The sequence below is a fragment of the Rhizobium sp. TH2 genome (assembly GCF_024707525.1).
In the GTDB taxonomy this organism is placed as follows: domain Bacteria; phylum Pseudomonadota; class Alphaproteobacteria; order Rhizobiales; family Rhizobiaceae; genus Rhizobium_E.
Window position 1 is genome coordinate 4,656,203 of the sequence record NZ_CP062231.1, and the last position, 18,431, is coordinate 4,674,633.

At 63.1% G+C, this 18,431-nt stretch carries 19 protein-coding genes; 16 read left to right on the forward strand and 3 right to left on the reverse strand.

Translation table 11 applies throughout. The annotated features are described in order from the left end of the window. Positions 1 to 63 precede the first annotated feature (63 nt). Genes IHQ71_RS22780 through IHQ71_RS22795 form a run of 4 tightly spaced genes read left to right on the forward strand, consistent with a single transcriptional unit; the run spans position 64 to position 3,608 of the window. Positions 64 to 1,077, forward strand: a complete 1,014-nt coding sequence (locus tag IHQ71_RS22780) for an ABC transporter permease (protein ID WP_258158697.1) — start codon at positions 64 to 66, stop codon at positions 1,075 to 1,077. Further along, a complete protein-coding gene (locus tag IHQ71_RS22785; protein WP_258158698.1) occupies positions 1,070 to 1,918 on the forward strand; it encodes an ABC transporter permease in 849 nt (282 codons plus the stop codon). The genes IHQ71_RS22780 and IHQ71_RS22785 overlap by 8 nt, the downstream gene beginning before the upstream one ends. Further along, entirely contained in the window at positions 1,915 to 2,778 is an 864-nt protein-coding gene (locus tag IHQ71_RS22790; RefSeq protein WP_258158699.1) for an ABC transporter ATP-binding protein, read from the forward strand. Before IHQ71_RS22785 ends, IHQ71_RS22790 begins: the two co-directional genes overlap by 4 nt. Then, positions 2,775 to 3,608 carry an ABC transporter ATP-binding protein gene (locus IHQ71_RS22795; RefSeq protein WP_258158700.1) on the forward strand — a complete coding sequence of 278 codons (834 nt, stop codon included), beginning with the start codon at positions 2,775 to 2,777 and terminating at the stop codon, positions 3,606 to 3,608. Before IHQ71_RS22790 ends, IHQ71_RS22795 begins: the two co-directional genes overlap by 4 nt. 10 nt (positions 3,609 to 3,618) lie before the next feature. On the opposite strand, the gene IHQ71_RS22800 is transcribed toward IHQ71_RS22795, so the two are convergent. Continuing rightward, the gene (locus IHQ71_RS22800) at positions 3,619 to 3,966 is read right to left on the reverse strand and encodes a hypothetical protein (protein WP_258158701.1); all 348 of its coding nucleotides are present in this window, start codon (positions 3,964 to 3,966) and stop codon (positions 3,619 to 3,621) included. Between the two features lie 107 nt (positions 3,967 to 4,073). Continuing rightward, complete coding sequence (locus IHQ71_RS22805; protein WP_258158702.1) at positions 4,074 to 5,054, reverse strand: helix-turn-helix domain-containing protein; 981 nt, start codon at positions 5,052 to 5,054, stop codon at positions 4,074 to 4,076. 189 nt (positions 5,055 to 5,243) lie between these two features. On the opposite strand from IHQ71_RS22805, the gene IHQ71_RS22810 reads away from it, so the two are divergent. The 3 genes from IHQ71_RS22810 to IHQ71_RS22820 are packed head-to-tail and all read left to right on the forward strand — an operon-like array spanning position 5,244 to position 7,845. Beyond that, positions 5,244 to 5,738 carry a flavin reductase family protein gene (locus IHQ71_RS22810; RefSeq protein ID WP_258158703.1) on the forward strand — a complete coding sequence of 165 codons (495 nt, stop codon included), beginning with the start codon at positions 5,244 to 5,246 and terminating at the stop codon, positions 5,736 to 5,738. 40 nt (positions 5,739 to 5,778) lie between these two features. Further along, positions 5,779 to 6,564, forward strand: a complete 786-nt coding sequence (locus IHQ71_RS22815) for an SDR family oxidoreductase (protein ID WP_258158704.1) — start codon at positions 5,779 to 5,781, stop codon at positions 6,562 to 6,564. Positions 6,565 to 6,606: 42 nt separating this feature from the next. Continuing rightward, a complete protein-coding gene (locus IHQ71_RS22820; protein WP_258158705.1) occupies positions 6,607 to 7,845 on the forward strand; it encodes a styrene monooxygenase/indole monooxygenase family protein in 1,239 nt (412 codons plus the stop codon). Between the two features lie 92 nt (positions 7,846 to 7,937). Here IHQ71_RS22820 and IHQ71_RS22825 read toward each other — a convergent pair whose 3' ends face one another. Continuing rightward, positions 7,938 to 8,492 carry a winged helix DNA-binding protein gene (locus IHQ71_RS22825; protein WP_258158706.1) on the reverse strand — a complete coding sequence of 185 codons (555 nt, stop codon included), beginning with the start codon at positions 8,490 to 8,492 and terminating at the stop codon, positions 7,938 to 7,940. A 118-nt stretch (positions 8,493 to 8,610) separates the two neighbouring features. Between IHQ71_RS22825 and IHQ71_RS22830 the strand changes: the two genes are divergently transcribed. From IHQ71_RS22830 to IHQ71_RS22870, 9 genes are all read left to right on the forward strand, one after another. Beyond that, the gene (locus IHQ71_RS22830) at positions 8,611 to 9,729 is read left to right on the forward strand and encodes an LLM class flavin-dependent oxidoreductase (RefSeq protein WP_258158707.1); all 1,119 of its coding nucleotides are present in this window, start codon (positions 8,611 to 8,613) and stop codon (positions 9,727 to 9,729) included. A gap of 98 nt (positions 9,730 to 9,827) precedes the next feature. Further along, a complete protein-coding gene (locus tag IHQ71_RS22835; RefSeq protein ID WP_258158708.1) occupies positions 9,828 to 10,349 on the forward strand; it encodes a flavin reductase family protein in 522 nt (173 codons plus the stop codon). Between the two features lie 152 nt (positions 10,350 to 10,501). Next, positions 10,502 to 12,829: a bifunctional salicylyl-CoA 5-hydroxylase/oxidoreductase gene (locus IHQ71_RS22840; RefSeq protein ID WP_258158709.1), complete on the forward strand. Its 2,328-nt coding sequence runs from the start codon at positions 10,502 to 10,504 to the stop codon at positions 12,827 to 12,829. A 3-nt stretch (positions 12,830 to 12,832) separates the two neighbouring features. Then, a complete protein-coding gene (locus tag IHQ71_RS22845; RefSeq protein ID WP_258158710.1) occupies positions 12,833 to 13,618 on the forward strand; it encodes an SDR family NAD(P)-dependent oxidoreductase in 786 nt (261 codons plus the stop codon). Next, positions 13,615 to 14,466: an enoyl-CoA hydratase family protein gene (locus IHQ71_RS22850; protein WP_258158711.1), complete on the forward strand. Its 852-nt coding sequence runs from the start codon at positions 13,615 to 13,617 to the stop codon at positions 14,464 to 14,466. The genes IHQ71_RS22845 and IHQ71_RS22850 overlap by 4 nt, the downstream gene beginning before the upstream one ends. Further along, entirely contained in the window at positions 14,466 to 15,635 is a 1,170-nt protein-coding gene (locus tag IHQ71_RS22855; RefSeq protein ID WP_258158712.1) for an acyl-CoA dehydrogenase family protein, read from the forward strand. The genes IHQ71_RS22850 and IHQ71_RS22855 overlap by 1 nt, the downstream gene beginning before the upstream one ends. A gap of 3 nt (positions 15,636 to 15,638) precedes the next feature. After that, positions 15,639 to 16,067 carry a thioesterase family protein gene (locus IHQ71_RS22860; RefSeq protein WP_258158713.1) on the forward strand — a complete coding sequence of 143 codons (429 nt, stop codon included), beginning with the start codon at positions 15,639 to 15,641 and terminating at the stop codon, positions 16,065 to 16,067. Beyond that, positions 16,045 to 16,443 carry a RidA family protein gene (locus IHQ71_RS22865; RefSeq protein WP_258158714.1) on the forward strand — a complete coding sequence of 133 codons (399 nt, stop codon included), beginning with the start codon at positions 16,045 to 16,047 and terminating at the stop codon, positions 16,441 to 16,443. Before IHQ71_RS22860 ends, IHQ71_RS22865 begins: the two co-directional genes overlap by 23 nt. A 2-nt stretch (positions 16,444 to 16,445) precedes the next feature. Continuing rightward, positions 16,446 to 18,431, forward strand: coding sequence for a 3-hydroxyacyl-CoA dehydrogenase NAD-binding domain-containing protein (locus IHQ71_RS22870; protein WP_258158715.1), 1,986 nt, complete (start codon positions 16,446 to 16,448; stop codon positions 18,429 to 18,431).

The following is an 18,431-nucleotide window of genomic DNA, read 5'->3' on the forward strand; positions in this document are numbered from 1 at the left end:
TGGCTTGCCCGGTTGGATGCGCTCGGATAGCTTTCAAGCCCCGGCTGCGTAAGGCACCTTTTTATGCCCGCTCTTGCACTCTCCATTCTCAGTCGTCTTGGCCTTGCGGCAATCACTCTGCTCGGGGTCGGCGTCGTGGTCTTCGTGCTCCTGCGCGTCGTGCCAGGTGATCCGATCGCGATGATGATTTCGCCCGGCTCGACACCCGAGCAGATCGCGCAGATGCGCGCGCATTACGGTCTCGACGGCTCGATCCTGTCGCAGTTCTGGATATGGCTGAAGGCGATCCTCGCCGGCGATTTCGGTACATCCATCTCACTGAGACGCAGCGTGCTGGAACTGCTTGGCGAACGCCTGCCGGCCACGCTTGAACTCGCCGCCGCCGCGCTGGTATTCGCAATTGTTGTCGGCGGCGCGGTCGCGATAACAGGCACGCTGGTTCGGAGGACGTTCCTCGAACCTATCGTGGATACCGGCAACGGCACCGTACTCGCCGTACCCGACTTCGTGTGGGCGCTGGCGCTCGTTCTCGTGTTCGGCGTGTTCTTCCCGATCTTACCCCTGTCGGGCCGGATCGATCCCAGCGTTCAGAACGACTTTGCCACGCCCTTCTATCTGCTCGAAAGCCTCGCCACGTTCCGGTTCACCGAATTCGCCGACATCTCCTCGCATATGATCATGCCGGTGCTGGCGCTCGGCCTGCCGCTTGCGGCGATCATCGCCCGCGTACTCAAGGAGGCGCTGCTCGAAGCCATGGTGCAGGACTATATCCTGCTCGCCAAGCTCAAGGGCAAATCGACGCTGCGCCTCATCCTCCAGGAAGCGCTCCGCAACGCCGTCGGTCCGACGATCGCCCTGACCGGCGTACAGTTCACCTTCCTGATCGGCGGCACCGTCATCGTCGAACGCATCTTCGCCTATCCTGGCATCGGCAACATGGCGATCGATGCTGTCATCAATCGCGACCTGCCGCTCATCCAGGGTCTCGTTCTGGTGTTCGGCGCGCTGTTCATCCTCATCAATCTCGGCGTCGACCTGCTCGTGGCTGCCTTCAACCCCAGGCTCCGCCATGCGTAAGTCGCTCCGCGCCATGCTTTCCGAACCCAAGGTAATCATATCAGGTGGTTTCATCCTTCTGCTGATCCTGATGGCGCTTTTCGCGCCGTGGATCGCGCCCAAGGACCCGCTCGAACAGGACCTGATGCTGGGCACGCTGCCGCCCGCCAATTACAGCGGCTCCGAGCCCGGCTATTGGTTCGGCACCGACGATCTCGGCCGCGACGTGCTCTCGCGCCTGATCCACGGGACACGGATCGCGCTGATCGTCGCCTTCGTCGCCGCCGGGCTTGCCGCGCTGGTCGGCACCACATTGGGCCTGCTCGCCGGATGGTATCGCGGCTGGGTCGATGTGGTGATCTCGCGTCTGGTCGATATCTGGATGGCGTTTCCGCCGGTCCTGCTGTCGATCCTGCTTGTCGCCGTGCTCGGCTCGGGCGTGCATTCGGTGATCGCGGCCATCGTCATCATCGACTGGACGCGCTTCTGTCGCGTCGTACGCTCTGAGACAATGGCGCAGGCCCAGAACGATTATGTCACCGCGGCGCGCACCGTCGGCTTTTCGCGCTTCCGGATTCTGATCAGCGAGATTCTGCCCAATGTCGCGCCGGTGCTCGTCGCACTCGTCAGCCTCGAAATGGGCATCGCGGTGATTGTCGAGGCGATCCTCTCCTTCGTCGGCCTGTCGGTGTCGTCGGACACGCCCACCTGGGGCGGCATGATCGCCCAGGGCCGCGCCATCATCTACCAGGGCTGGTGGGTGCTGGTGGCGCCGCTCGCCATGCTCTTCCTCACCGTTCTCGCCTTCAACCAGCTCGGCGATGGATTGCGCCGGGCACTCGACCCGATGATGCGCCGATGACCGAACTGCTTCTTTCCATCACCGGACTGTCCGCCGTTTCCGATCGCGAGAATGGCGCGGCTATCCTACGGAACGTGGGGCTGACGCTGGAGCGCGGCGAAGTACGCGGCCTCGTCGGCGAGAGCGGCGCGGGCAAGTCGACCATCGCCAAGGCGCTGCTCGGCATCCTGCCACGCACCGTGCGCGTGACATCGGGTGCCATCCGCTTCGAGGGCAAGGATCTGCTCACGCTTCCGCAACGCGAATTGCGCGACATCATGGGCAGCGAGATCTCGCTGATACCGCAGGATCCCCAGACAGCGCTCAATCCCGGGCGCCGGATCGAGGCGCAGCTGACGGATGGCTTGCGCATGCGCCGTGGCCTCTCCGCCCGCGAGGCCCATGTCAGGGCACTCAAACTGCTCGACGAAGTTCAGATCCGTGACCCCGAGCGCGTCCTGCGCGCTTATCCGCACGAGCTCTCGGGCGGCATGCGCCAGCGCGTGCTGATCGCCGCTGCCTTCGCATTGGAACCGAAGCTGGTGGTGGCGGACGAACCGACGACCGCACTCGACGTGACCGTGCAGAAGCAGATCCTGCGGTTGATCCGCGGCATGCAGCAGGCGTATGGCACCGGCGTGATCTTCGTGACCCATGACCTCGGCGTCGTCGCCCAGATCTGCGACAGCGTCACGTTGCTCTATGCCGGCAAGGTGATCGAAGAAGGCCGCACGGCGGATGTGCTGAGCGCACCGCGTCACAACTACACCAAGGCACTGATCGCGGCCGGTCCGCGCTACGACAGGCCCGATGCCGGACTGGAGCCCGTGCCGCAGGCGGTGTTCGACCAACTTCGCGCCGAGATCGGGATCAACAAATGACCGGAGAGCTGCTCGTCGCAAAAGGCATCGAGGTTACCTATGGCGGTGGGGGCCTGTTCGGCGGCACGGGCCACAAGGTGCTGCACGGCGTCGATCTCTCGATCAAGCGTGGGGAGACCGTCGGCATCGTCGGCGAATCCGGTTCCGGCAAGACGACGCTCGGCCGCGCGCTCCTGAGGCTGGTCGATGTCTCCTCGGGAGAGATCTCCTTCGACGGCGTGGACATAACGCATCTACCCGACAACAGTATGCGACCGCTCAGGCGCCGCATGCAGATGATCTTCCAGGACCCGATGGCCTCGCTCAACCCGCGCCATTCGGTGCGGCGCATCCTCGTCGAGCCGTTGCTTCTGCACAGACTCGAAAAAAATGCCATCGATGCGGAGGCCCGCGTCCGGCGCATCCTCGACCGCTTCGCGCTGCTTGATGTGGTGCTAGACCGCAATCCGCACGAACTCTCGGGCGGCCAGCGCCAGCGCATCGGCATCGCCCGCGCGGCCCTGCTGGAGCCGGATTTCGTGCTGGCAGACGAAATCGTTTCGGGTCTGGATGTCTCCACGCAGGCGCAGGTGCTCAACCTGCTCAAGGACCTGTCGCGCGACCTCGGCCTCGCCATGGCATTCATCAGCCACGATCTCTCGGTCATCCGTGCCATCTGCGATCGCGTCTATGTCATGCGCTTCGGCAAGGTGGTCGAGGAAGGTCGATGCGACCAAGTCTTCGCCGCACCGAAATCCAGCTATACCCGCGCACTGCTCGACGCGATCCCGCTCCCTGAGATCGATCCGGACTGGCTGGGCCGCGAGACGTTGGTCGAAGGGATCCAATAGCCCATGCGGCTCACTGGGCGCCGACCGCATTCAATTGCTTCTGCATGAGGGCAACCACAGCATCGATATCGCCGTAACCTGGACGGCCTGTACGCAGCATCAGCACGAGTGAAACGTGCCGGCTGTCTTCGCAATTAATGTAGAGCGTCTCCTCAACCGTCTCGCCCGTAACGCCAAAGCGGGTCGTTCGCACATGCGGATAGTTTCTCTCCGACATGATGCCTTTTGCGACACCCATGCATCGATCAAACGACTTGTCGGTCGTGAGCCACGAATAGGCGAAGGCGGGGCCTGCCATCGCCTGCGATGCAAACAGGCAGGTTCCGCCGACTGCGCCCAGGAGCATGTCGATTGACATTCTCATTCGCCTTCTCCAAATAGCGGCGGTTGGTTCACGCCCATTTGGATAGCGAAACGGCTGTACGGCTTTGTCTATTCGATGCGATCGGGAAAACGACGCGGACGTCACATTCGTCGCTTGAGCGTTTCAAACGGTGTTTCGCCATAACGCTCGCGATAGGCCGCGGCGGCGCGGCCGAGATGACCGAACCCGGCGGCGAAGGCAGCGGCGGAAACTGAAGGCATCCCATCCAGTGCGACGAGTGCCGCCCGGAACCGCTCCAGCCGAAGGGCCAGCAATCCTTCGCCCAGTGTCCTGTTGCGCGATTTGCGGTAGGCATCCTGCAGCGATCGCAGCGAAACGCCGGATGCAGCGGCGATCTCAGCCATCGAAATCGCCCGCTCCGCATTGGCCGCCATGAACTCCTGCGCCCGCCGCACCGCGATCGGACCAGCCGGTGGGGCGGGCCGTTGGAATGCCGATGCGACACTGCTCGCAAGGCTCGAGAGCAGGAGCGTGGTCAACCCATCCCTGAGCAACATGCGGTAAGCATCTGGCACGCTGTCGCCCGCTTCGGCGGCACCGAGCATCAGCTGCGCGTGTTGCCATATGGCGCTGCCGACCAGGCCAGTGAGGTCGACGCCAGTGTCGAACTCGATCGTGCGCATTCTTTCATGTGTGAGGACCTCGAACTGAGCTTCGACGGCCTCGCGCCGGAGAAGGACAATGAGCTTCTCGCAACCCTCGTTCCAGGTCATACGGGTGCCGAGCGTCGGTGACAGGATCGAACCGCCCATACCCGCTTGCACATCGGCGGCGACGGTGCCGCATCGCACCTTCGCGCTACCCTTGATCGGCAGTTGCAGCAGGAAGAAGCGCGAAAGCTCGCCGGGATCGATTTCGACCGTCGAGCCATAGGCAACGAAGTTTACCGAATAGTCGATCTGCTGTACCGTATGGTGGCGGGCATGGAATGAACCGGCTGAAGCGCCGAGGGGATTGAGGAAGTGCGGACAGAAGATCCGTCCGATCGCCTCCCGCGCGTCGTCGGGCGCGCGCGTATCGACGGCGGCATAACGGGAGAGCGGCGTGTCTTCTCGCACCATCGGCTTTCTCCAGCCCGGATAGCAGGGCGGCAACTGACGATTCCTAAACGGCTTGCCGGATCTGGATATTCGTCTGCGCGATCCGGATTGTCCTCCATGCCAGACCGGCGGATCATGAGGATACTTTAGATTTAAAGTGAATGAAAGTCCCGGACTATCCGCTCGCCCTGATATGAGGAGTAAGGCGCCATGGACAAGGACACGTTCCGTGCAGCGATGCGCCAGGTCGCCGGCGCCGTCACCGTGGTAACCACGCGCGGCCTGAACGGAGAACCGCGCGGCGTCACGGCAACCGCGGTCTGCTCGCTGACCGTCGAACCGCCCTCGGTGGTCGCCTGCATCAACCGCGACACCTGGGTCGGGCAGATCGCTCCGGAGAGCGGCAATTTCTGCGTCAACGTCCTGACCCGGGCGCAGCAACCCGTCGCCGAGACCTTCGCCGGTCGCACCACGCTTGCCGGTGCCGAACGGTTTACGGTGGGCGACTGGCAGGATGCCGATACCGGCGCTCCGGTTCTCGATGGCGCGATCGCCAGCTTCGACTGCGACCTCGAACAGGCGGTCGATTTCGCCACCCACGTGATCCTGATCGGCCGAGTCCGCAAGACGGTCAGTGACACCAGCGGCGCCGAGCCGCTCGTCTATGTCGGCGGCGGCTTCACCACGACGCAACCGGCAAGCTGATCCGCAAAAGCAATATCCGAGAACTGGAATGGGGAACATCATGCGTGGATTGAATGGAAAGACGGCCATCATCTCGGGCGGCGCCACCCTGATCGGCCAGGCAGTGGCGGCGACGCTGATCGGCTACGGCGCCAAGGCTGTCATCGCCGATATCAACGAGGTGGATGGTGTGGCGGCGGCAGAGAAGCTTGGGGACAATGCCAGCTTCATCCGCACCGACATCACCAGTGACGACGACATAGCCGCGCTGGTTGCGAAGACGGTCGAAACGACCGGCCGGCTCGATTTCCTCGTCAACGTCGCCTGCACCTATCTCGACAACGGCGTCGAAACCAACCGCTCCGACTGGCTGAAGGCGCTTGACGTCAACATCGTCGGCTCGGTGATGCTGATGCAGGCCGCCCATCCTCATCTCAAGGCCAACAAGGGGGCGATCGTCAATTTCGGCTCGATCTCGTCGCGCGTCGCTCAGACGGGCCGCTGGGTCTACCCGGTGTCGAAAGCGGCAATCCTGCAACTGACCCGCAACCAGGCGATGGACCTCGCGCCCGATGGCATTCGCGTCAACGCCGTCTCCCCGGGCTGGACCTGGAGCAACATCATGGTCCAGCTCACCAACGACAACCGGGAGAAGACCGACAAGGTCGCGGCACCCTTCCATCTCCTGGGCCGCACAGGCAATCCCGAGGAAGTCGGCGAAGCCGTCGCCTTCCTCCTATCCGACAATGCGAGCTTCATCACCGGCACCGATATCCGGGTCGATGGCGGCTACACCGCCATGGGTCCCGAGCAGAACGTGCCGGCGATCCCGAAGCTCATGGAATGAATGACGGACTTCAAGCAACAAGCAAAACCGGGAACTGAAACAATGAGCACATCACGCAGGATCACCATCGTTGGGGGCGGACAATCCGGCCTCCAGCTCGGCTGCGGCCTTCTTTCCAATGGCTACGAGGTCGATATCATCCAGAACCGCACGGCCGAACAGGTACGCAGCGGCAAGGTGCTGTCCAGCCAGTGCATGTTCGACGCGGCGCTACAGAACGAGCGTGACCTCGGACTGAACTACTGGGACGGCGAATGCCCGACCGTCGACTCGATCAACTTCGTCGTACCGGCGCCCGATGGTTCGGGTAACAAGGCGATCGACTGGAACGGCAAGCTCGACAGACCGGGCCAGAGCGTCGACCAGCGGATCAAGGTCCCGCGCTGGATGGAGGAGTTCGAGCGCCGCGGCGGCACGATCACCATCCACGACGCCGGCATCGACGACCTCGAACGCTACGCGAAACAGTCGGAACTGGTGATCGTGGCGGCGGGTAAGGGCGATATCGCAAAGCTCTTCGAGCGCGATGCGGAAAAGTCCCCCTTCGACAAGCCGCAGCGGGCGCTGGCGCTGACCTATGTCAACGGCATGCTACCGCGTCCGGATCACTCAGCCGTCAACTTCAACCTGATCCCAACGGTCGGCGAGTATTTCGTCTTTCCGGCACTGACGGTGAACGGCCCCTGCGAGATCATGGTCTTCGAGGGCATTCCCGGCGGCCCGATGGACTGCTGGAAGGACGTGAAGACGCCGGAGGAACACCTCGCCAAATCGAAATGGATTCTCGACACTTTCTTGCCCTGGGAGGCGGATCGCAATCGCAACATCTCGCTGACCGACGACAACGGCATCCTCGCCGGTGCTTTTGCCCCCACAGTTCGCAGGCCCGTCGGCAGGCTGCCATCGGGCGCCGTGGTCCTCGGCATGGCCGACGCCGTCTGCCTCAACGACCCGATCACGGGCCAGGGCTCTAACAACGCATCGAAGTCCGCCAAGGCCTACATGGACGCGATCCTCGCCCATGGCGACCGCCCCTATGACGCGGCCTTCATGCAGGCGACTTTCGACTCCTATTGGAATTATGCCCAGTTCGTCACTGGCTGGACCAACGCGCTTCTCCAGCCGCCACCGCCGCATGTGCTCAACATCATGGGCTCGGCCCAGGCCTTCCCGGTTCTCGCCAAGCGCATCGCCAACGGCTTCAACGACCCGCGCGATTTCTTCCCCTGGTTCGCGGTGCCGGAAGAAGCGGATGCCTACCTGGGGCGGCTGGCAGCCTGATCAACTGGGATCGAACACAATTGGCCATGTGCGAAATCATCGCGCATGGCCTTCCTATTTGAAGATTTCATCACCGACAGATAGCGGGACTTTCAGCCATGATAGCGGCGATGGGTCGCCGCCGTACGCGATGCCTGTTCGTAAATGCCCGTCAGCAGATCGAGCGTATTGGCCGCTTCCCGCAAACGGCTCGGGAAATTCGGCACCGATTGCACGGCCTTGATCAACAGCGAGGCACGGACATCGGCATAGCGGTCGGTCACGTCTCTGCCCTTGTCGGTCACCGAATAGGTCACGCCGGATCGGCCGCTGCCGCTGCGCACCACGAGGCCGGCGGCTATCAGCTTACGCAGGCTATACTGCATGTTGGGAATGTCCTCGCGATTGGCGAGCCGGGCGAGATCCTTGATCGTCTTCGGCCGTTCATGCATCCGGATGATGTGCAGCATGGCGTTTTCCGGACCGCTCGCCACCAGATCGATCACCGAAGCCAGGCACTCGCCCTGCCAGCGCCCGAAGGCCTCGAAGGCACGCATCAGCGCATATTCCAGCTCCGCGACATCGACCTCGAGCGGATTGCGCGCCAGATGCCAGCTCCGGTCCACCGCCGCCGATCCGCCCTCCGGCGGGTTGCCCTTCGTTTTCATGCCTGATTTCCCAACAGATTGTGCTGCCTAGACATCCGTCATCGTTTTCCTGTTGACAAGCTTTAAATTTAAAATAGATTTTCTATCGTAATTTCTGTTAAAAAATCGGGGAACAACAATGACTGAGAACAGCATGTTCGCGGATGGGCAATTCTTGCTCGGAACCTTCTCTACAAATTGCTCCGGCGGCATGTCGGTGACCAAAGTGCCGGAGCGCTGGGTCAATTCCTGGGACAACAATCTGCGCCTCGGGAAGATGCTCGACGACGCCGGCATCGACTTCATGCTGCCGATCGCCCGCTGGATCGGCTATGGCGGCGAGACCAACTTCCACGGCAACGTACTTGAGACGATGACCTGGGCGACGGGCTTGCTGGCCCATACAAGGAACATCAATGTCTTCGCGACGATCCACGTCGCCGCCAATCATCCGGCGGTGGTCGCAAAGCAGATCGCGACGATCGACCAGATCAGCCGAGGCCGCATCGGCCTCAACATCGTCGCAGGCTGGAATCAGCCGGAATACGAGGCGCTCGGTCTCGAACTGCCGTCGGGTCACGAAGATCGCTACGGCTATGCACAAGAGTGGTTCGACGTCGTCAAGGCGCTCTGGACGAAAACCGAGACCTTCGACTGGGATAGCAAGCACTTCAAGCTCAAGAACGTTCTCGGCGATCCACGCCCGTCGCGCAAGGCACCCATCCTGAACGCGGCGGGTTCCGGCCAGGGCCGGGCCTTTGCCGTGAAGAATGCCGACTTCCTGTTCACCCCGGCGATAGATCTCGAACGCTCCAGGGAAGAAGTCGCTGCACTCAAGCAGCAGGCCGTGCATGAAGGCCGCAAGGTCGGCGTGCTGACCTTCAGCCATGTCGTCTGCCGCCCGACCGAGAAGGAGGCAAAGGACTACCTCCAGCATTTCGGCCAGACCAATGCCGATTGGGAGGCCGTGGACAATCTCGTCCGGCTGCAGTTCGCCCATGCGCAATCATTCCCGCATGATCTGCTGGCGCTGATCCGCGACCGGATGGCCGCCGGCCATGGCGGTTTCCCGCTGGTCGGCACGCCCGAACAGGTGGCGGAGGGCATCCTGTCGCTGCATGTCGCCGGTTTCGGCGGCACCACCTTGTCCTTTGTCGATTACGCCGAGGAATTCCCCTATTTCCGCGATCACGTCCTGCCGATCCTGGAAGCACGCGGCATTCGCCGGGCAGTGTCCGCGGCGGCGGCCGCAGCCTGACCGGCGTCCCCGCCGCGACGCCGCTGGGGTGGCGTCGCGGCGGAACTCCACCTATCCCACGTCGCGAATCTCGGCGGTGTCAACCGAAGGAGAGCAGAATGGAAATGCAATTGATGACGGCACCAGCGCCTGACGCGGCCGACTATCGCTTGGCCATGCGCCACTTTGCCGGCAATGTCAGCGTCATAACGGTCGGCTCCGGAGACCGCCGGTCCGGCCTCGTCGCCACGTCCACCGTGTCGTTATCCGTCGATCCGCCGCTGATGCTGGTCTGCGTCAACCGCACCTCGTCCTCGTGGCCCCTCTTCGCGACCTTTGGACACTTCGGGGTGAATTCGCTCGGTCCACAACACCAGCCGATCGCCGAGCGCTTCACCGGGCAGGGCGGAGTCAAGGGTACCGACCGCTTTGCGCTGGGTAGGTGGCGGAGCAGTCCCACCGGTGCACCGCTTCTGATCGGCGCCTCAGTGGCGCTCGACTGCGAGATCGAGGACATGATCGAGAAATCCACCCACGCGATCCTCATCGGTCGGGTACGCTCCATCGAGATCGGCGAGGAGAAAGGTGCGCTGATCTACTGGCAGGGCGGATATCGCCCGATCGATACAGCCTCGCCCTGACCCGTGGCGGTATCAGGTGCGCCTCGCAGAGATATTTTAACCTTAAAATATCTCTGCGACGGCATAAAGCGATTGACAGGAGCCGTTTGCGAATTTACTTTAACCTTAAAATAAATAGCCACAAGCCATCGATCGGAACAGAGGAAACTGACATGCGGATCGTATGCATCGGCGGCGGACCGGCCGGCCTCTATTTCGGGCTCCTGATGAAGAAGCTCCATCCCGAACACGCCATCACCGTGGTCGAGCGCAACCGGCCCTATGACACGTTCGGCTGGGGCGTCGTCTTCTCCGACGCGACCATGGAGGCGATGAAGGTATGGGATCCGGAGAGCGCCACCGAGATCCAGGATGCCTTCAACCATTGGGATGACATCGAGGTCTGGTTCAAGGGCACGCGCCAGCGCACCTCCGGCCACGGCTTCGTCGGCATCGGCCGGAAGAAACTGCTCAACATCTTGCAGCGCCGATGCGAGGCGCTCGGCGTCGAACTGACATTCGAAACCGATGTGAACAGCGACCTGGAATACCCCGACGCCGACCTGATCATCGCGTCTGATGGTTTCAACTCTAAGATCCGCAATCGCTATCCGGAGGTCTTCCAGCCCGATCTGATCACGCGGCCGAACCGCTATATCTGGCTCGGCACCAACAAGCTCTACGATGCCTTCACCTTCGATTTCCGAAAGACGGATCACGGCTGGTTCCAGGCGCATATCTACAAGTTCGACGACCAGACCTCGACCTTCATCGTCGAAACCACCGAGGACGCCTACGAGAAGCATGGCCTGGGGGATCTCGACCAGCAGGGCTCGATCGATTTCTGCCAGGACCTGTTCTCCGAAGTGCTCGATGGCGCCGAACTGATGACCAATGCGCGCCACATGCGCGGCTCGGCCTGGCTGAACTTCAACCGCCTGATCTGCGGCAAGTGGAGCCATTTCAATGGCCAGTCGCATGTCGTGCTGATGGGCGATGCGGCCCATACCGCGCATTTCGCCATCGGTTCGGGCACCAAGCTCGCGATCGATGACGCGATCGAACTCACCAACCAGTTCAACAGGCTCGGCCACGACAAGGACAAGATTCCCGCCGTCCTCGCGGCTTACGAAGAAATTCGCCGCGTCGATGTTGCGCGCATCCAGAATGCCGCGCGTAATGCCATGGAATGGTTCGAAGTGGTCGGTCGCCGCTATGCGGACACGCTGGAGCCCGAGCAGTTCATGTATTCCATGCTGACGCGTTCTCAGCGCATCAGCCACGAAAACCTGCGCCTGCGCGACGCGAACTGGCTGGAGGGCTACGAGCGCTGGTTCGCCAAAAAGGCCGGCATGGTTTCGACGACCAATGACCGTTGCCTGCCGCCGATGTTCACACCCTATACGGTTCGTGGCGTCACGCTGCCCAACAGGATCGTCATGTCGCCGATGGCGATGTATTCGGCGAAGGACGGCCTGATCGACGATTTCCATCTCGTTCATATCGGATCGCGTGCCATGGGCGGCGCAGGCCTCGTCTTCGGCGAGATGACTTGTGTTTCAGCAGACGGTCGCATCACGCCCGGCTGCCTCGGGCTTTGGAACGAAGAACAGGCCGATGCCTGGAGACGGCTGGTCGAATTCGTCCATTTCAACACGCCCGCGAAGGTTGGCATCCAGTTGGGCCATGCCGGCCGCAAGGGCTCGACGAAGCTCGCCTGGGAAGGCACGGACCAGCCACTCGATGAGGGCAACTGGCCCCTGATCTCGGCCTCGGCACTGCCCTATCTCAAGCATAGCCAGATGCCGAAGGCGATGGATCGCGCCGACCTCGACCGTGTCCTCACCGACCATATCAGGGCCGCCGAACTGGCCGTGACCACCGGCGCCGATTGGCTCGAACTGCATTGCGCCCACGGCTATCTGCTGTCGAGCTTCCTGTCGCCGCTCACCAATACGCGCACCGACGAATATGGCGGCGACCATGCGGCACGCGCCCGTTACCCGCTCGAAGTTTTCCGGGCGATCCGCGCCGTCTGGCCGGAGGACAAGCCGATTTCCGTGCGCCTCTCCTGCCATGATTGGTTCGACGGCGGCAACACGCCCGAGGACGCAGCGATCTTCGCGGCGATGTTCAAGGAGGCAGGCGCCGACGTGATCGACTGCTCGTCCGGCCAGGTGTGGAAGGAAGAGACGCCGGTCTATGGCCGCCTGTTCCAGACCCCGTTCTCCGACAAGATCCGCAATGAAGTCGGCATCCCCACCATTGCCGTTGGTGCGATCTCCGAAGCGGACCACGCCAATTCCATCATCGCCGCCGGCCGCGCCGACCTCTGCGCCGTGGCGCGCCCGCATCTCGCCGATCCGGCCTGGACGCTGCACGAAGCGGCCAAGATCGGCATCAACACCATACCTTGGCCGAAGCAGTATTATGCCGGCAAGACGCAATACGAGACCAACCTCGCCCGCGAGAAGCAGGCGGCTGCGGCTGGAGCGAAATAGGCGATGGCAGGCATTCTAGGAGGTCATCACACGCTGGTCACCGGCGCCGGCAGCGGCATCGGGGCAGCAATCGCACGCGCGCTTGCGGATGCCGGGGCAAAGGTGACACTCGCAGGCCGTCGCCGCGAGCCACTTGAAGCTCTGAGCCGGGAATTGCCAGACGGATCGACCTTCATCGCCGACGGCTTCGATGTGACTGATGCCAAAGCGATCGCCTCCGGACTGGAGAAGGCTAGGGCCGCTTTCGGTCCCTTCAGCATTCTCGTCAACAATGCCGGCGAGGCCTCGAGCGCGCTCTTCGAGAAAACTTCGCTCGAGATGTGGTCGCATATCATCTCGGTCGATCTCACCGGCGTCTTCAACGTGACGCAGGCCGTGCTTCCCGACCTCAAGGCGCGGGGCCGGGGCGCGCGGATCATCAATGTCGCCTCGACGGCGGGACTGACCGGTTACGCCTATGTCTCGGCCTATGTCGCCGCCAAGCACGGCGTCGTGGGGCTGACGCGGTCTCTGGCACTGGAACTTGCGAAAAAGGGCGTGACCGTCAACGCGGTTTGCCCCGGTTTCACCGACACGCCGATGGTCGCCCGCTCGATCGCCGAGATCGTCGCCAAGACCGGACGCAGCGAGGAGCAGGCAATGGCGGAATTCACCAAGCACAACCCTCAGGGCCGGCTGGTGAAGCCCGAGGAAGTGGCGAACACGGTCTTGTGGCTGGCGTCTCCCGATGCCGGCTCGATCAATGGACAGGCAATAGCGATTGCCGGTGGGGAGGTCATGACGGGATGAGCGACAATCAGGCTTCGATGAGCGGGCATCTCAAGCCCTTCCGCGATTACCAGGCCAGGAATTTCCTCTGGTCGGTGAGTGAGGATGGTCGCGTGGCGACGCTGACCCTCAATCGGCCCGACCGCAAAAATCCGCTGACCTTCGAGAGCTATGCCGAACTGCGCGACCTGTTTCGCGACCTGCAATATGCCTCGGATGTGCGTTCGGTCGTGCTGACCGGCGCCGGCGGCAATTTTTCCTCCGGCGGCGACGTGTTCGAGATCATCGAGCCGCTGACCCGCATGAAAATGCCGGATCTGCTGGCCTTCACCCGCATGACCGGCGACGCGGTCAAGGCGATGCGGAAATGCCCGCAACAGATCGTGGCTGCGATCGATGGCATCTGCGTCGGCGCCGGCGCGATCCTCGCCATGGCGTCGGACCTGCGCCTTGCGACGCCCGAAGCGAAAACCGCCTTTCTTTTCACCCGCGTCGGCCTTGCAGGCGCGGACATGGGCGCGTGCGGCATCCTGCCCCGCATTATCGGCCAGGGCCGCGCCTCTGAACTGCTCTATACCGGCCGCAGCATGTCGGCCGAGGAGGGCGAGCGCTGGGGCTTCTTCAACGCGCTACATCCGGCAGCCGAACTCGACGCGGCCGCCCAGAATCTGGCGCGGTCGCTGGCCGACGGTCCCTGGTTCGCACATGGCATCACCAAAACCATGATGAACCAGGAATGGGCGATGGGCATCGACGAGATGATCGAATCCGAGGCCCAGGCCCAGGCGATCTGCATGGCCACCGGCGATTTCCGCCGTGCCTTCGAGGCATTCGCCGCAAAAGAAAAGCCAGTATTCGAGGGCAACTGATGACCACGCTTGAAGGCCCGACCCGCGAACATCTCGACTGGCCGTTCTTCGGCCCGGAACACCGCGTCGTGGCCGAGCGGCTCGATGCCTTCGAGCGCTCCGGTGCGCTTTCCGAGGTGGATCATCATGACGTCGACAAGGCGTGCCGCCATCTGGTGAAGATGCTCGGCGATGCCGGCCTTCTCGGCTTGGCGACCGGCCAGGCAGGACGCGAGGTGATCGATTCCCGTTCCGTGTGCCTGGCACGCGAGACCCTGGCCTGGCATGACGGGCTCGCGGATTTCGCCTTTGCGATGCAGGGATTGGGGACCGGCGCCATCGGTTTGTCGGGCTCCGAGGAACTGAAGGCCGCTGTCCTTCCCAAGGTCACGTCAGGCGACTGGGTGTCGGCCTTCGCGCTGTCCGAGAAGGAAGCCGGGTCCGATGTCGCGGCCATGGCCTGCGCGGCGCGGGCGGATGGCGACGCCTATGTGCTCGACGGCGAGAAGACCTGGATATCGAATGGCGGCATCGCCGATGTCTACACGGTCTTCGCCCGCACCGGCGAAGCGCCAGGCACGCGCGGTATTTCCGCCTTCGTGGTCTTTGCCGACGATCCCGGCTTTTCCATCACGGAACGCATCGAAGTGATCGCGCCGCATCCGCTGGCGACGATCCGTTTCGACAATTGCCGCATTCCCGCCTCCCGCCGCCTAGGCGCGCCTGGCGAAGGCTTCAAGATCGCGATGCGCACGCTCGACATCTTCCGCGCCTCCGTAGCTGCTGCGGCGCTCGGTTTTGCCCGGCGCGCGCTCGACGAGGCACTGCTCCATGCCAGGACCCGCAAGATGTTCGGCGCAGCGCTTGGCGACCTGCAACTGACGCAGGCCGCTCTCGGCGACATGGCGACAGGCATCGATGCTGCGGCGTTGCTCACCTACCGCGCCGCATGGCGCCGCGACGTTCAGCAGCTGCCGACCACGAAGGAAGCCGCGATGGCCAAGATGACCGCGACCGAAACGGCGCAGGACGTCATCGATCGCGCGGTACAGCTCTTCGGCGGCCGTGGCGTAAGATCGGGCGAGATCACCGAGAAGCTTTACCGCGAAATCCGCGCGCTTCGCATCTACGAGGGTGCGACGGAAGTGCAGAAGCTGATCGTCGCCCGCGAACTCATGAAGGGTACGTGAGCCATGTTCACGAAGACCTTCCCTCTTCGTTTCGGCGACTGCGATCCGTCAGGCATCGCCTACTATCCGTCCTATCTTCGCATCCTGGATGGGGCGATCGAGGATTTCTTTGCTTCGCTGGGCGCCACGCGCGACCGGATGATATCCGCGATGCGGATGGGCACGCCGACGGTGACGCTCAACCTCGTCTTCGAGCGGCCGGGCCTTCAGGGCGACGAACTGACGATCGACATCCGCGTCGCTGGCCTGGGCCGATCCTCAGTGGATCTGGCGCATAGCGTCTCGGCGCGGGGCGCAACGCTCTTCAAGGCGACCCACCGGTTGGTGGCGACCTCGCTTGAAACCCACACATCCCTGGCCTGGCCGGACGACCTCCGGACCGCGCTCACCCAGCACCTGGAGAAGACCAATGCACACGATCCTGCAACCTGAAGGCTGGGCACGGCCGGTCGGTTACGCCAACGGTGTCGAGGCGCAGGGCCGGCTCATCTTCGTCGGTGGACAGATCGGCTGGAACGGCCAGTGCCAGTTCGAAACCGACGATTTCGTCGGCCAGGTCAGGCAGACGCTGGAGAACGTCGTCGCCGTCGTGCGCGCGGCGGGTGGCGAGGCACATCACATCACCACGATGACCTGGTATTTCATCAACAAGAAGGAATACCTCGCCAATCTCAAAGGCATCGGCCAGGCCTATCGCGAGGTTATCGGCAAGCACTTCCCGGCCATGGCGGCCATGCAGATCGTGGCGCTGGTCGAGGACCGGGCTAAGATCGAGATCCAGGCAACGGCCGTCATTCCGGAATCGTGACGATGACTGCGACCAAAGCTGCCGACGAACTGGATTTCTCGGCCTGCGTTTCAGGGCGCGTCCTGGATGGCGTACTTGTTGTCACGATCGACAATCCGCCGGTGAATGCAGCATCGGCAGCCATGCGCACCGGCCTGGCGGCTGGCATCTCGCACGCCAATGACAGCGCGGAGATCGAAAGTGTCATCCTCACCGGCGCGGGGAGGATATTTGTCGGCGGTGCCGATCTTACAGAGTTCGGCAAGCCGCCGGTCGACCCCATCCTGCCTGACGTCTGCCAGTTGATTGAGGACTCGGGCAAGCCCGTCATCGCCGCACTCAACGGCGCGGCGCTCGGCGGCGGGCTCGAAGTCGCGCTCGCCTGCCACTACCGGATTGCCGCGGCGACGGCGAGCATGGCCTTTCCGGAGGTCAAGCTTGGCCTCGTGCCCGGCGCTGGCGGTACGCAACGGCTCCCGCGCCTGACGGGCATCCCCGTTGCCATCGACCTGATCGGCAGCGGCCGCAGCCTGAAAGCAAACGAAGCGCGATCGGCGGGCATCGTGGACGAGGTTGCCGATGGCGATCTTATTGCGCGGGCGCTTGCCATTGCAACCGAAAGCGAGGCTAGGTTCCGCAAGACGGGCGACCTTTCCGTGCCGGCGGCACCCGCCGATGGAATCGAGACGGCATCGAAAAAGATCATCACCAAGGCGCGTGGTCAGATCGCGCCCGGCGTGGCGGTGGGCCTTGTTGCTGCTGCGCAGACGATGACGCTGGAGGATGGGTTGGCGGAGGAACGGTCCGCCTTCCTGCGCCTCAAGGACTCGCCCCAGGCGGCGGCGCTCCGCCATGTCTTCTTTGCCGAGCGCGAGGCGGCGAAGGTTGCGGGCCTCGAGAGCGTCTCGCCCCGCGCGGTCAAGGCCATCGGCATCGTCGGCGCGGGCCTGATGGGCTCGGGCATTGCCGTTGCCGCGCTGGACGCCGGATACCGCGTCATCGGCATCGAGCAGGATGACGAGGCGGTCCGCAGGGGTCGCGAGCGGATCGCAGGCATGCTGGGGCGAAATGTCAAATCCGGCCGCCTTGACGAGGCCGGGCTTGCGGATCGCCTGTCGCGACTGACAGTGGAAGGCACACTTGGCGCATTGGGGGACGCCGACCTCGTGATCGAGGCGGTGTTTGACGACCTCGACGTCAAGATGGAATTGTTCCGGAAACTCGACGGCGTGGTCCGGCCGGACGCCATCCTTGCTACCAATACATCCTACCTCGATCCGGACGAGATCGCGGCCGCGACAGACTCTCCCGAACGGGTGCTCGGTCTGCACTTCTTTTCGCCGGCCAACATCATGCGACTTGTCGAGGTGGTCCGCTGCGCCAGGACGGAACCTGATGTCCTCGCCACAGGCTTTGCCGTCGCGAAGAAGATGCGGAAACTGCCTATCCTCTCCGGGGTCACCGAAGGCTTCATCGGCAACCGGATCTTCTCGGCCTATCGTCGGGAAGCCGAGTTCCTCGTCGAGGACGGCGCAGAACCGCAGGACATCGATGCCGCCATGGAAGACTTCGGATTCGCCATGGGACCGTTTTCGGTGTTCGACCTCGCCGGCCTCGAAATCGCCTGGGCACGGCGCAAACGCCAGGCGGCGACCCGCGATCCCTCGGAGCGCTATGTCGATATCGCGGACCGGCTTTGCGAGGTGGGCCGCTTCGGCCAGAAATCCGGCAAGGGCTGGTACAGCTATGCCGACGGCAAGAAATCCGTCGATCGGGATGTGACCGCCATCATTGCCGCCTCTCGCGCGGCAAAGTCGATCACGCCACGCCATTTCGATAAAGCCGAGATCATCAGCCGCCTGCTCGTCGCAATGTCGGCGGAGGGCGAGAGGCTGCTGGATGAAAGGATCGCCGCCAGACCCGGCGATATCGATCTCGTCCTGATCAACGGCTACGGGTTCCCCGCCCACAAGGGCGGGCCGATGTTCATGAGGGACCCGGAAGCCTGA